General features: G+C 75.5%; 3 protein-coding genes. 1 reads left to right on the plus strand and 2 read right to left on the minus strand.

Annotated features, from left to right (window positions below; genetic code table 11):
- Positions 1 to 2: 2 nt before the first annotated feature.
- Together ACIQZN_RS09300 and ACIQZN_RS09305 are read right to left on the minus strand one after the other, a co-directional pair.
- On the minus strand, positions 3 to 6,503 hold the full coding sequence (locus tag ACIQZN_RS09300) for an amino acid adenylation domain-containing protein (protein ID WP_403989846.1): 6,501 nt from the start codon (positions 6,501 to 6,503) through the stop codon (positions 3 to 5).
- Positions 6,485 to 12,928, minus strand: coding sequence for an amino acid adenylation domain-containing protein (locus ACIQZN_RS09305; RefSeq protein WP_403989848.1), 6,444 nt, complete (start codon positions 12,926 to 12,928; stop codon positions 6,485 to 6,487). Before ACIQZN_RS09305 ends, ACIQZN_RS09300 begins: the two co-directional genes overlap by 19 nt.
- A gap of 363 nt (positions 12,929 to 13,291) precedes the next feature.
- On the opposite strand from ACIQZN_RS09305, the gene ACIQZN_RS09310 reads away from it, so the two are divergent.
- The gene (locus ACIQZN_RS09310; protein ID WP_403989850.1) at positions 13,292 to 14,911 is read left to right on the plus strand and encodes an AMP-binding protein; all 1,620 of its coding nucleotides are present in this window, start codon (positions 13,292 to 13,294) and stop codon (positions 14,909 to 14,911) included.
- Positions 14,912 to 15,038: the final 127 nt, after the last annotated feature.

Here is a 15,038-nt window from a genome sequence, read left to right on the forward strand (position 1 = left end):
TCTCAGGCGGAGTCGTCGTCCCACTCCGCGGTGAACTCGTCCAGCTCGTCCTGGTCCAGGGCGACCAGGGGCTCCTCGGGCGCCGCGGCGGGCTGCCGGGCCTCCGAGCCGAGCCGCTTGGCCAGCGCGGCCAGTCCGGCCACGGTGCGGCCGGCGAACACATCGCGCGGGGCGATCTCGTACCCGGCCTTGCGCGCCCGGGTGACGAGCTGGATGGAGGTGATGGAGTCGCCGCCCAGGTCGAAGAAGCTGCTGTCGGCACCCGCCCGGTCCACCTGGAGCACGTCCTGGAAGAGCGCGCAGAACAGCTCCTCCGCCTCGCCGCGCGGGGCGCGCCCGGCCGCGGCGGCGCTGAAGTCCGGGGCGGGCAGGGCGTTCCGGTCGAGCTTGCCGCTCGGGGTGACCGGCCAGGCGTCCAGCTCGACCACGGCGGCCGGGACCATGTAGTCCGGCAGCACCGCGCCGACCCGCTCCCGCAGGGCGGCCGGGCTGACCTGCTGGCCCGGCGCGGCGACGACGTAGCCGACGAGGCGCCGGATGCCGGGGGCGTCCTCGCGGGCGACGACCACGGACCGGTCCACGGAGGCGTCGGCGGTGAGCGCGGCCTCGACCTCGCCGGGCTCGATGCGGAAGCCGCGGACCTTGACCTGCTCGTCACTGCGGCCCAGGTATTCCAGCTGCCCGTCGGCGGTCCACCGGGCGAGGTCGCCGGTGCGGTACATCCGGGTGCCGGGGGCGCCGTACGGGTCGGCGACGAAGCGCTGCGCGGTGAGCGCGGTCCGGCCGAGGTAGCCGCGGGCGAGCCCGGCACCGGCGATGTGCAGTTCGCCGGGGACTCCGGGCGGGACCGGGCGCAGCGTCTCGTCCAGCACGTAGACGCGGCTGCCGGCGACCGGGCGGCCCATGGGCGGGGCGGTGCGCCCGGCCAGGGGGGCGCTCATGGTGGCCATGACGGTGGACTCGGTCGGCCCGTACGCGTTGACCATGCGGCGTCCGGCGGACCAGCGGGCCACCAGGTCGGGGGCGCATGCCTCGCCGCCGACGACGAGCGTGACACCCTCGGGCAGCCCGCCCTCGGGGACCACGGCCAGCGAGGACGGCGGCAGCAGCAGGCAGTTCACCCCGTACCGGGCGACGGTGTCCACGAGCGGCTGTCCGGGCAGGAGTTCGCCGGCCGGTGCGACGACGGCGCAGGAACCGGTGAGCAGCGCGGTGCACAGCTCCCACACGGAGGCGTCGAAGCTGGGCGAGGCGTAGAGCAGGACCCTGCCCAGCGGCTTGGCGTCGAGCCCGTCGGCCTGGGCGGCCATCATCGAGGCGAGCCCGGCGTGGGTGACGAGGACGCCCTTCGGGGTGCCGGTGGAGCCCGAGGTGTAGATGACGTACGCGGCGGACGCCGGGCGCAGCGGGCCCGTCCGGTCGGCGTCGGTGAGGTCTGCGTCGGAGGTGCCTTCGGGGACCGTCAGCTCGTCCACGTACAGCCGGGTGGGGCCGTCCTCCTCGGCGGGCAGGCCCTCGGCGGCCTCGCGGGTCGTGAGGACGAGGTGCGGGGCGGCGTCGCGGAGCATGAAGGCGATCCGGTCCGCCGGGTAGCCGACGTCGAGCGGCAGGTAGGCGGCGCCCGCCTTGAGCGCGGCGACGATCGACACCACGGAGTCCGTCGAGCGCGGCATGGCGACGACGACCAGGCGTTCGGGCCCTGCGCCGTGGGCGGCGAGGACGCGGGCCAGGCGGTTGGCGCGGGCGTCGAGTCCGGCGTACGAGAGGGTGCCGCCGGGTCCGGTGACGGCCGGTGCGTCCGGGCGGGCGGAGACCTGCCGGGCGAACAGCTCGGGGAAGGTGGCCGGGGTGGCGGCCCGGGCGTCGGCGCCCCGGTTGGGCTCGGCGACCAGGCGGTCGAGCTCGGGTGCGGAGAGCAGGCCGATGCGGCCCGTCGGCAGGTCCGGGGTGGCGACGAGGGCGTCCAGGACTCGGCCCACCACGGCGAGCAGCCGGTCCGCCTCGTCGTGCGTGAACAGGTCGCCCCGGTAGTTCAGTTCGAGGCTCAGGCGCTCGCCGGGGACCACGACCAGGCTGAGCGGGTAGTGGGTGGCGCCGGGGGCGGCGGTGTCGTCCACGGAGATCCGGAGGCCGGGCACCTGCTCCTGGACGGCGGCGCGGTCGACCGGGGTGTTCTCGAACCCGAGGACGGTGTCGAAGAGTTCGCCGTGTCCGGCGCTCTGCTGCACGGCAGCCAGGGAGACGTGGTGCGCCTCGCCGAGGGCGGCCTGCTCGTCCTGGAGCCGGGCGAGGACGCCGGCCAGGGTCTGGCCGGGCTCCCAGCGCACCCGGACCGTGATGGTGTTCATCAGCATGCCGACGACGGACTCGGAGCCGGGCAGCTGCGGGGCGCGTCCGGCGACGGTGGCGCCGAAGACGACGTCGCGGCGGCCGGTGAGGCGGCCGAGGGCGACGGCCCAGGCGTACTGGAGGACGGTGTTGAGGGTCAGCCCGTGGGCGCGGGCGGCGGCGGTGAGCGCACGGGTCTCGTCGGCACCGAGGCGGTGCGCGACGAGGTCCGGGACGACGGCGGCGGCCGCGTCGGCGCCGGGGGCGACCAGGGTCGGCCCGTCGAGCCCGGCCAGCGCGTCCTTCCACAGCCGCTCGCCCGTACCGTCCAGGGAGGCGAGCCAGCCGAGGTGGTGGCGGTACGGGGTGACGGCCGGCAGGGACGCGGAGGCGCCGCCGTTCGCGTACAGCTCGAAGAGGTCGCGGAACATCAGGGGCAGCGACCAGCCGTCGAGCAGGATGTGATGGTGCGTCAACAGGAAGAGGTGGCGGTCGTCGGCGAGCTTGACCAGGGTGACCCGCACCAGCGGCGGTTCGGCCAGGTCGAAGCGGCGGACCCGGTCCTCGGCGAGCAGGGCCGCGACCCGGTCGCGCTGGGTCTCCTCGTCGAGCCCGGTGAGGTCGATGTCCGTCCACGGCAGGGGGGCGGCCGCGGGCACCACCTGGACGGCGGACCCGCCGGCCGGGCGGACGAACGCGGCGCGCAGGTTGTCATGCCGGGCGAGCAGCGCCTCGCAGGCGGTCCGCAGCACGCCAGGGGCCAGCTCTCCGGCGAGCTGCAGGGGGCGCTGGGTGTTGTAGACGTCGACGCCGTCCTCGGCGAGCAGGGCGTGGAAGTGCATGCCCTGCTGGAGCGGGGTCAGCGGCAGGACGTCCAGGTGTCCGGGGAAGTCCCGGTCCAGCTCGGCCTGTTCGTCGGTGCCGAGGGTGACGAGCGGTCCCTCCGGCGGTACGAAGGAGGGCTCGGCGTCGGCGGTCGCGGTGGCGGCGGTGGCCAGCGCGGCGACGGTGCGGTGGGTGAAGACGTCCCTCGGGGTGAGCACGAGGCCCGCCTTGCGCAGCCGGGAGACCAGCTGCAGGGAGAGGATGGAGTCGCCGCCCAGGTCGAAGAAGCTGTCGTCGGCGCCGACGCGTTCGACGTGCAGCACCTCGGCGAACAACTCGCACACCAGCCGTTCCCGGTCGTCCTTCGGCGCCCGGCCGCCGGCCGCTCCCGCGAACTCCGGTACGGGCAGGGCGCGGCGGTCCAGCTTGCCGTTGATCGTGAGCGGCAGCTCGGGCAGCGTGACGACGGCCGCGGGCACCATGTGCGCGGGCAGCACCCCGGCGAGCCGGCCGGGCAGCCCGGCGAGGTCGGCGGACGCGTCGGCGGGCACCACGTAGGCGACGAGGCGCTTGACGCCCGGCCGGTCCTCGCGGGCCACGACGGCCGCCCGTGCCACGGCCGGGTCGGCGGCGCAGACCGCCTCGATCTCGCCGGGCTCGACGCGGAAGCCGCGGATCTTGACCTGGTCGTCGGCGCGCCCGGCGAACACCATCGTGCCGTCGGGCAGCCACCGGCCGAGGTCGCCGGTGCGGTACATGCGGGCGCCGGGCGCGCCGAAGGGGTCGGCGACGAAGCGTTCGGCGGAGAGCCCGGCGCGGCCGAGGTAGCCGCGGGCGAGCCCGGCTCCGGCGATGTACAGCTCGCCGTCCGTACCGGCGGGGACCGGGCGCAGCCGGGCGTCCAGGAGGTAGACGCGGGTGTTGTGGGCGGGGCGGCCGATGGCGGGGCGGTCGCTGTCGCCGGTGCGGCAGAGCATCGCGTCGACGGTGCACTCGGCGGGGCCGTACAGGTTGTAGCCGTTCAGGCCCTCGGTGACGCGCAGTTCGTCCCACAGGTCGTCGCCGACGGCCTCGCCGCCGAGCGCGAGCGTGGTCGGGCGGTGGCCCCCGTCACCTAGGGGTCCGGTGCCGAGGAGTCCGGCCGCGAGGAGGGAGCGGGCGAAGCTGGGCGTGGTGTCGAGGACGTCGACGCGGCGCTCGGTGACGTACGCGGTCAGCGCGTGCGGGTCCTTGCGGGTCTCGTCGTCCACCAGGTGCAGTTCGTGGCCGCCGGTCATCCACAGGAGCTGGCTCCAGGACGCGTCGAAGACCAGCGCGTTGGTGAGCGCGACCCGCATCTGCCGGCCGCCGGCCGCCTCGGACTCGGGCGTGAAGAAGCGGTCCCGGTGGCTGTGGAACATGTTGACCAGGGCCCGGTGCTCGACCGCGACGGCCTTGGGTGTGCCGGTGGAGCCCGAGGTCGAGATGGTGTACGCGAGGTGCGCGGGCAGCAGCGGGGCGGTGCGGTCGGCGTCCGTGAGGTCGGCGTCGGAGGGCGCCCCGGCACCCCCGTCGAGCCGGTCCGCGAGGTCGTCCAGGGAGAGCCGGTCCGGGCCGCCGTCCGGCAGCCCGGCCGCGACGGCGTCGGTGGTCACCAGGAGGACCGGCGCGGTGTCGGCGAGCAGCGCGGTGATCCGGGCGGCCGGGTACTCCGGGTCGATCGGCAGGTAGGCGGCGCCGGCCTTGAGCACGGCGAGGATCGCCACCACGGTGTCGGCGGTGCGGGGCAGCGCGAGCGCGACGAGGGTGTCGGGGCCGGCGCCCCGGGCGGCGAGGAGCCGGGCGAGCCGGTTGGCGCGGGCGTTGAGGGCGCCGAAGGTGAGGGCCTGTCCGCCGCCGACGAGGGCGGTCGCGCCGGGGGTGGCCCGCACCTGCGCCTCGAAGACGTCGGGGAGGGTGGCGTCGGGGACCTCGCGGGCCGTGTCGTTCCAGGTGTAGAGGGTGCGGCGGCGCTCCTCCTCGGTGAGGAGGTCGACGCGGCCGGCCGGGGTGTCCGGGGCGGAGACGAAGCCTTCGAGGAGCAGCCGCAGCCGGCCGAGGAGGGCGGTCGCCGCCTCGGTGTCGAAGAGGTCCTGGCGGTGGTTGAGTTCGAGGCGCAGTTCGTCGCCCGGGTAGACGGCGAGGCTGAGCGGGTAGTGGGTGCCCTCGTGGGCCTCGTGGCCGGTGGCCTCCACGATGGCGATGACCATGCCGGGGATCGCCTTGGACGCGGCGAGCGGGTCGATCGGGAAGCTCTCGAACGCGACGGTGGTGTCGAAGAGTTCGGTGTGCCCGGTGGTGCGGTGGATGTCGGCGAGGCCCAGGTAGTGGTAGCCGCCGAGCCGGGCCTGCTGGTCCTGGAGCCGGGCCAGCATCGCGGACAGCGGCTCGTCCGGGTCGATGCGCAGGCGGGCCGGCACGGTGTTGATGAGCAGGCCGACCATGTGGTCGACGCCCGGGATCTGCGGCGGGCGGCCCGCGACGGTGGCCCCGAACACGATGTCGTCGCGCCCGGTGAGCGAGGAGAGGAGCAGCGCCCAGGCGCCCTGGACCACGGTGTTGAGGGTGAGCCCGCGCTGCCGCCCGGCCGTGGTGAGCGCGGCGGTCAGCTCGGCCGGCAGGTCCGCGATGACGCGCTGCTGGCGGCCCGGGGTGCCGGTGGCGGCGGCCGGGGCGACCAGCGTCGGTTCGTCCAGGCCGTCCAGCGCGTCGGCCCAGGCGCGTTCCGCCTCGGCCCGGTCCTGGGCGTCGAGCCAGCCCAGGTAGTCGCTGAACGGGACGACCGTCTCCAGGTCGGGCAGGCCGCCGTCGCCCCGGGCGCGCCGGTAGAGGCGGAAGACGTCGCGCAGCACGATGGGCAGCGACCAGCCGTCGACCAGGATGTGGTGGTGGGTGATGACCAGGACGTGGCGTTCGGCCCCGAGGCGGACGAGGGTGAAGCGGACGAGCGGGGGCCGGGCCAGGTCGAAGCGGCGTTCGCGGTCGGCGGCGAGGAGCCGGGTGAGCCGGGCCCGCTGCTCGGACTCGCCGAAGCCGCTGAGGTCGCTCTCCTCCCAGGGCACCTCGACGGCGCGGGCCACGGCCTGGACGGCCTGTCCCGAGCGGCGTTGCAGGAAGCCCGCGCGCAGACCGGAGTGGCGTTCCAGGAGCTGCCCGCAGGCGCGCTTCATGGCCTGCGCGTCCAGCACCCCGGCCAGCTCCAGGGGGGTCTGCATGTTGTAGAAGTCGACGCCCTCGGTGTCGTAGAGAGCGTGGAAGAGCATGCCCTCCTGCAAGGGGGACAGCGGCAGGACCGCTTCCAGCGAGGTCTGCTTCACTTCGAGTTCTCCCATTGGGCTTCGAGCTCTTCGAGCTCGTCCAGGTCGAGCGGGACGAGGGGCTGCTGGGCGGGCGTCCAGTCGGCCTCGCCCGCCGCGACGTCCTTGGCGTGGGGGGCGAGCGCGGCGACGGTCTTGTGCGTGAACACGTCGCGCGGGGTGAGGTCGAGCCCTTCGGTGCGGGCGCGGCCGGCCAGCCGGATCGACATGATCGAGTCGCCGCCGAGGCCGAAGAAGTCGTCGTCGATGGAGACGTGTTCCAGGCCGAGCACTTCGGCGTACAGGGCGCAGAGCAGCGTTTCGCGGGCGTCGCGCGGTTCGCGTCCGGCGGGGGCCGCCGAGAACTCCGGTACGGGCAGGGCCTTGCGGTCCAGCTTTCCGTTCGGGGTCAGCGGCAGGGCGGCGACCTCTATCAGGACGGACGGCACCATGTAGCCGGGCAGCGAGGCGGCGAGGTGTTCCCGGAGCGCGTCCGCGTCGAGCGGCCCCGCGGCGGGGACGGCGTACGCGGCGATGCGCGGGGCCCCCGCCCGGTCCTCCCGGACGATGACGGCGGCGCGGGACACCGAGGAGTCGGCGGTGAGCACGGTCTCGATCTCGCCGAGCTCGATTCGGTGGCCCCGGATCTTCGTCTGGTGGTCGGCGCGGCCCAGGTACTCCAGCTCCCCGTCGGCCCGGCGGCGGCCGAGGTCGCCGGTTCGGTACATGCGGGTGCCGGGCGCGCCGTACGGGTCGGCGACGAAGCGTTCCGCGGTGAGGCCGGGCCGGCCCGCGTAGCCGAGGGTGACGCCGGGCCCGGCGATGCAGATCTCGCCGCTCACCCCCGGGGGCACCGGCCGCAGCCGGGCGTCGAGCACGTACACCCGCAGGTTGGACGCGGGGCGGCCGACGGGCACGGCGGCGGGTTCGGCGCCGGCCACGGCCAGGTGGCTCGTGGAGTAGACGGAGACCTCGGTCGGCCCGTACAGGTTGTGCAGGGCGGCCCCGCTCACGGCGCGGAACCGTTCCACCAGGCCGGAGGTCATGGCCTCGCCGCCGCAGAACACCCGCCGCAGCCCGTCGCACCGGTCCGCGCCCGGCTCCTGGACGAAGACCTCCAGGGTGGACGGGACGAACTGGGCGACGGTGACCTTCTCGCGGCGGATGAGGTCGGGCAGGTAGCCGGGCCGGGTGTGGCCGTCCGGTTCGGCGATCACGACGGCGGCGCCGGTGATCAGCGGCCAGAAGATCTCCCACACCGAAGGGTCGAAGCTCATCGAGGTGCGCTGGAGGACCCGGTCGCCGGGGCCGAGCGGGAAGGCGTCCTGCATCCAGTGCAGGTAGTTGGCGGCCCCGGCGTGCGCCACGACGATGCCCTTGGGGCGGCCGGTGGAGCCGGAGGTGTGGATGACGTAGGCCGGGTGCAGCGGCAGCGGGCGGTCCGGGGCCGGGCCGTCGGCGGCCGGGGCGCCCGAGGTCAGCGCCGCGTAGTTCGCCGGGTCGATGACGAGGACCGGGTCGGCGTCGCCGATCATGTTGCGGACGCGCTCCGCCGGGTACTCCGGGTCGATCGGCAGGTAGGCGGCCCCGGCGCGGTGGACGGCGTGCAGGGCGACGATCAGCTCCGCCGAGCGCGGCAGGCTCACCCCGACGACCCGGCCGGGCCCGGCCCCCTTGGCGACGAGCGCGGCGGCGAGGCGGCCGGCCCGTGCGTCGAGTCCGGCGTACGTGACGGTCTCGGCGCCGCAGACGACGGCGACCGCGTCCGGGGTGCGGGCGGCCTGGGCCGCGAACAGCTCGGGCAGGGTGGCGTCCGGGAAGGCGCGGACCGGGCCCTCGCCCGCCGCGAGCGCCCCGGCCGCCTCCTCGGCGGTGAGCAGCGAGATCCCGGCGACCGGCCGGTCCGGGTCGGCCGCGAACGCCGCGAGGGCGAGCCGGAGCCGGCTGAGGACGGCGTCCGCCTCGGCCGCGGTGTAGAGGTCTGCCCGGTAGGTGAGTTCCAGCCGCATCCGGTCGCCGGGGGCGGCGATCAGGCTGAGCGGGTAGTGCGTGGCGCCGGTGGCGTCGGACTCCTCGACGCTGATCCGCAGCCCCGGAACGGCCCGGCCGATGGACGCGCGGTCCACCGGGGCGTTCTCGAAGACCGTGCTGGTGTCGAAGAGTTCGGGCATCCCGGTCAGCCGCTGGAGCGCGGGCAGGCCGAGGTGGTGGTGCCCGGTGAGCGCGGCCTGCTCCGCCTGCACGGTGGCGAGGAGCCCGGCGAACGGCTGCGCGGGGTCGACGCGCACCCGGACCGGGACGGTGTTCATCAGCATCCCGACCATCTCCTCGACGCCCGGGAGCAGCGGCGGCCGGCCGGACACGGTGGTGCCGAACACGACGTCGTCGCGGCCGGTCAGCAGCGCGAGGAGCAGCGCCCAGGCGCCCTGGACGACGGTGCTGGTGGTCAGGGACCGGGTGCGGGCGGCCGCGCCCACCGCCCGGGTCAGCTCCTCGCCCAGCTCGGTGACGGCGAGGGCCGGGGTGCCGGTGGCGGCCTGGGCGCCGGGGGCGACGAGGGTCGGCTCGTCCAGGCCCGCGAGCGCGGTGCGCCAGGCGTCCTCGGAGGCCGTACGGTCCTGGGCGCCGAGCCACGCGAGGTGGTCGGAGACCGGGACGGCGGGCGGCAGCGCGGACCCGGCGCCGCCGTCCGCGTACAGCAGGAACAGGTCCCGCAGCACCAGCGGCAACGACCATCCGTCGTACAGGATGTGATGGTTCGTGATCACGAGCAGGTGCTCGTCCGGGGCGGTGCGCACGAGGCCGAAGCGGATCAGCGGCGGCGCGTCCATCGGGAAGCGGCGGGCCTTGTCCGAGGCCAGCAGCCCGCTCAGCGCGGCGGCGCGCTCCGGCTCGGCCAGGTCCGCGAGGTCGTGGAACGCCCAGTCCGGTTCGAGGCCGCCGCAGATCACCTGCACGGGCACCCCGGACCCGGCGCGGTCGAAGCCGGCGCGCAGCGCGGGGTGCCGGTCGAGCACGCCCCGGCAGGCGCGGCGCAGCGCCTCGGTGTCGAGCGGCCCGGCGAGCCCGAAGACCTTCTGCACGTTGTACGGGTCGGGGCCGGCGTCCGCGTCGCCGTCGCGGAGGGCGGCGCCGGAGTAGAAGGCGTGGAAGAGCATGCCCTCCTGGAGCGGGGCGAGCGGGAGCAGCGCCTCCGCGTTCCGCCCGGCCCAGCGGGCGCGCAGGGCGGCGGCGTCCTCGGGGCCTACGGGTTCGAGGAGCCGCGGGGCCCCGGCCGGTTCGTCGCCGGGGGCTTCGGCGCCCGCCGCGTGGGCGGCCATGGCGGCGACCGTCCGGTGCGCGAAGACGTCCTGCGGGGTGAGGCCGATCCCGGCGCGGGCGGCGCGGGTGACGAACTGGACGGCCACGATCGAGTCGCCGCCCAGGTCGAAGAAGTTGTCGTCGATGCCCACGGCGGTGGCGCCGAGGAGTTCGCCGATCAGCTCGCACAGCAGGCGCTCGCGGTCGTCGCGCGGGGGGCGGCTCTCGGCGGCGCCGGTGAACTCCGGCGCGGGCAGGGCGTTCCGGTCCAGCTTGCCGCTGGGGGTGAGCGGCAGCGCGTCGAGCACCACGACGGCGGCGGGCACCATGTATTCGGGCAGCCCGGCGGCGGCCAGCTCGCGCAGCGCGGCGGGCTCGGGCACCGCGCCGGGGCTCGGCACCACGTAGGCGACGAGGCGGCGCACGCCGGGGGCGTCCTCGCGGACGACGACCGTGGCGTGCCCGACGGCCGGGTCGGCCGCGAGGACCGCCTCGATCTCACCGGGCTCGATGCGGAAGCCGCGCACCTTGACCTGGTCGTCGCCGCGCCCCAGGTATTCCAGCTCGCCGTCGGGGGTCCAGCGCGCGAGGTCGCCGGAGCGGTACATGCGGGCGCCGGGCTCGCCGTACGGGTCGGCGACGAACCGCCCGGCGGACAGGCCGGGGCGGCTCAGGTAGCCGCGCGCCAGGCCGGAGCCCGCTATGTAGACCTCGCCGGCCACGCCCGCCGGGACGGGGCGCAGCGCCTCGTCCAGGACGCGCACCCGGGTGCGGTGCACGGGGCGGCCCATCCGGGGCACGGTGCGCCCGGCGAGCGGGTCGCTCATGGTGGTGATGACGGTGGACTCGGTGGGCCCGTAGGCGTTGACCATGCGGCGCGCGGGGGACCAGCGCTCCACGAGGTCGGGCGGGCACGCCTCGGCGCCGACGACCAGGGTGACGCCGGGCGGGATCGAGCCCTCGGCCATCACGGACAGGGCGGAGGGGGCGAGCAGCAGGCAGCTGACGCCGGTCTCGGCGATCAGGGCGGCCAGGGCGGGGCCCGGCTGGAGGCGTTCGGCGGGGGCGACGACCGCGCAGCCGCCGGTGAGGAGCGCGGTGCACAGCTCCCAGACGGAGGCGTCGAAGCTGGGCGAGGCGAACATCAGGACGCGCTCGCCGGGCCGCAGCGCGAGCCGGTCGGCCTGGGAGGACGCGAGGGCGGCGATCCCGGTGTGCGGGACCAGGACGCCCTTGGGGCGCCCGGTGGACCCGGAGGTGTAGATCACGTACGCGGTGTGGCCGGGGCGCAGGGGCGCGGTGCGGTCCGCGTCGGTGAGGTCGCTGTCGTCGGCGTGCGGCGCCAGGGACGCCTCGTCCAGGACGAGTTCGTCCAGGAAGAGTTCGCCGACGAACAGCTCGTCCAGGAACAGCTGCTCGGGGAGGTCCGCCAGGCCGTCCAGCCGGGCCGCGGCGGCGCGGGTGGTGAGCATCAGGGCGGGGCGGGCGTCGTCCAGCATGTACGCGATGCGCTCGGCCGGGTACGACACGTCGACCGGCAGATGCGCGGCGCCCGCCTTCAGGACCGCCAGGACGGCGACGACGGCGTCCGGTGAGCGGTCCATGGCGACGGCGACCCGGGTGTCGGGCCCGGCGCCCTTGCGGGCGAGGAGGCGGGCCAGCCGGTTGGCGCGGGCGTTGAGCCGCTCGTACGAGAGCGTGGTCTCCCCGGCCCGTACGGCGTCGGCGTGCGGGGTGGCCCGGACCTGCCGCTCGAACAGCTCGGGGAAGGTGGCCCCGGCGTCCGGCCGGCCGGTGTCGTTCCACTCCACGAGGACGCGTTCGTGCTCGGCGGGGCCGAGGAGCGGGACGCGGCCGATCGGGAGGTCGGCGGGGGCGGTGGCCAGCGCGGTGAGGTAGCGCAGGAAGCGGTCCTGGTGGGCGGCGAGTTCGTCCTCGGTGTAGCGGTCGGCGGGGGCCTCGAAGTCGATGGCGGCGCCCTGCCCGGCGCTCTGGGGGCGGACGCTGATGTTGAGGTCGGGGACCGGGCCGCCCTGGAGGGTGCGGGCGTAGGTGGGGTGGCCGTCGAAGAGGAGGTCGCTGCTGGTGGGCAGGATGTTGACCTGCACCCCGAAGAGGTGGCCGCCGCTGCCGACGAGCTTCAGTTCGCGCCGCAGGTCGTCGTACGGGTAGTTCTGGTGCTCCAGGAGCTCGGCGAGCCCCGACGCGACCTGGCGCAGCAGCTGGGAGCGGGTGGTGGCCGGGTCGATGGTGAGCCGCAGCGGGAGCTGGTTGGCCATCATCCCGGGGTTGTTGCGCGCGATGTCGGTGCGCCGGGCCGTGACCGGGACGCCGATGGTGAGGTCGCGCTGCCCGGTCATGCCGTGCAGATACGCGGCGACCGCGGCGAGCACCGGGACCGTCCAGGTGGTCCGGGCCTCGCGTCCGGCGGTGCGGAGCGCGGCCAGCGCGGATTCGGGCAGCTCGGCGGTGCGGGTCGGCAGCACCTCTCCGGCCCGGCCCGGGACCGTGCGGTCGGACAGGGTGGCGGTCTCCGGCTGCACCGCGAACCGGTCGAGCCAGTAGGCGCGGTCGCGGTCGAAGCGGTCGGAGGCGCGGTAGGCGGCCTCCTCGGCGACCAGCTCGGCGAGGGTGTTCAGCGGGGCGCCCGCGGGCTCCTCACCGGCCGCCTCGGCGGCGTACAACTCGGCGACCCGGCGCGTGAAGAGGACGCTGCCGAAGCCGTCGATGAGGATGTGGTGGCAGCGCTTGTACCAGATGAAGTGCGCGTCCCCGAGCTTCAGCAGCACCTCGTTGAAGAGCGGGTCGCGGACGAGGTCCAGGGCGGTGTGCCGGTCCTCGGCCATCCAGCGCAGCGCCTCGGCGTGCGGGTCGGGGCGGCCGGAGAGGTCGATCTCCCGCAGCAGTTCGCCGGCCTGCGCGACGGCCGTCTGGTAGGGGCCTTGCGGGCCCTCGCCGAAGGCCACGTCGAAGGTGCCGCTCTCGACCTCGGCGCGGCGGACCGCGCGCCGCAGGATGCCGGCGTCCACCGGGCCCCGGATCTCCAGGTAGTCGGCCAGGTTGAACGTCGAGGTGGGTGAGGCGAGCCGGTGGGCGAACCAGACCCCGCGCTGGGCGGCGGTCAGCGGAAACGGGGTGCCTTCGGTGACGAGCGGAGTCATCGGACGACGACCACCTTCCCGGCGCGTTCCAGCGCGCCTCGGTCTGGTGCCCTGGGCCGGATCGCGGGGTGTTCGGCGCGGTCCGCAGGGCGGGACGTCCGGCGGTCGTGGGGCGCCGGGGCGACGGCGGGCGCGGCCGCCCCGGGGCGTTCGGGGCGGGGACGGCAGGGTGTCGACGGGCCGGCGCCGTGGCATCGATGCTCGCCGAACGCACGTGCGGTCACCAGGAAAGCGACCGGCAACCGGTGTCGCCGGCTGCCGGTCGGCGACCGGGACGAGTTACCGGATTCTTGCCTGGAAGGGACCCGCCGCCGCTCGGCATGATGCGCAGCAATGCCCGCAGAGGCTGAGAGGACCACTGCTTTGACCCGTCCCGAGAGCTATCCCGACCGCGCCCTGCTGGAATGGCTGACCGACGCGCCGGCCGAACGCGGGCTCTACTTCGCCGGACCCCGTGACAGCTGGGACTTCCACTCCTACCGGTCGCTCGCCCGGCTGACCCTCACCACGGCCGCCGCGCTCCGCGCGCTCGGGGTGCGCCGCAACGACGTGGTGGTCGTGGTGCAGCGCTCCAGCCCCGGCTTCGCGGCCAGCCTCTTCGGCGCGCTCGCGGCCGGGGCTACACCGTCCTCGATCGCGCCGCCGTTCGCGTTCCAGCGCAGCGAGGACTACCAGCGCCACGTCGACCACCTCTTCCGCACGGCGGCCCCGGCCCTCACCATCTGCGACGAGGACTCCTTCGAGGCGGTCGGCAAGACGTGCGCCGGTCTCGGCATCCGCCAGCCGGTGCTTTTCGACGAGCTGGTACGCGACGTGGAGCCGGCCTCCGCCCCGTACCCGCTGCCGGACCACGCGCTGATCCAGTTCACCTCCGGGTCGAGCGGCTTCTCGCGCGGAGTGCGGGTCGCGTCCGACGCGCTGCGCGCCAACGTCACCGCGACGCGGCGCCGACTGGGGTGGCGGCCCGAGGACGCCGGCATCAGCTGGATGCCCGTGCACCACGACTTCGGCCTGACCGGCTGCCTGATCAACATGGTGGTCACCGGGTCCGACGGCTGGCTGATGCAGCCCGAGCACTTCCTGCGCGACCCGGTCCGCTATCTGCGCTGCATCAGCGAGAACCGGATCGGCCTGACCGCGATGCCCAACTTCGGCCTGGCGTACATCCTGCGCCGGGTCCGCCCGGCCGCCCTGGAGGGCATGGACTTCAGCGCCCTGCGGTCGGTCAGCCTGGGCGCCGAGCGCATCGACCCGGACGCCCTGGAGGCGGTCGAGGCGCTGCTCGGCCCGTACGGCTTCCGGCGCGGCGTCTTCACCCCGGCGTACGGAGGCGCGGAGGCCACCCTCGGGGTGACCGGTCTGGCCCCGGACGAGGGCTGGACGGCCTCGGCGCCGGACGGCGAGGACGGGCGGCCCGGCACGGCCCGGATCGTGGGCTGCGGGCGCCCGATGGAGGGCGTCACGGTCTCCGTGCTGGACGAGGACGACCGGCCCGTGCCCGACGGCACCGTGGGCGAGATCGTCGTCGGCGGGACGTCGGTGACCGGCAACAGCTATGTGGGCGAGGCGGGTTCGGCGTCCGGGACGAGTCTGGCGTCGGGCGTGCTGCGCTCGGGCGATGCCGGGTTCCTCCGGGACGGGCAGCTCTTCGTGCTCGGCCGGCTCGGTGACGGCATCAAGATGAACGGCAAGATGGTCTTCGCGGAGAGCCTGGAGGGCCGGCTGCACGAGCTGGGCGTCACCGAGCGCCGGGCGGCCGTGCTGCTGGGCTTCCGCGACGGCGTCGCGACGGCCGCCGTGGTCATGGAGGGCGCGAAGCCGGAGTGGGACGAGGCCGCCCGGGAGGTCGTCACGGAGTCGCTGCCCGACGCGGAGCTGCTGCTCGTCCACGTCCGCCGCAGCGGCCTTGCGGTCACGTCGAGCGGCAAGCCGCGCCGGCGGCTGATGTGGAAGCAGCTGTGCGAGGGCACGCTCGCGGTCTGACCGTACGCGCACACGGGAGAGGGGGGGGGGGGGGGGGCCCGCCCCCCCCCCCCCCCCCCCCCCCCCCCCCGACCCGCCCCCCCCCCCCCCCGCTTGTGCGCCCCCGCCCCCCCCCGAGGGGAGGGCC

Origin of the sequence: Streptomyces sp. NPDC097595 (assembly GCF_044761525.1) — a bacterium.
In the GTDB taxonomy this organism is placed as follows: Bacteria; Actinomycetota; Actinomycetes; order Streptomycetales; family Streptomycetaceae; genus Streptomyces; species Streptomyces drozdowiczii_A.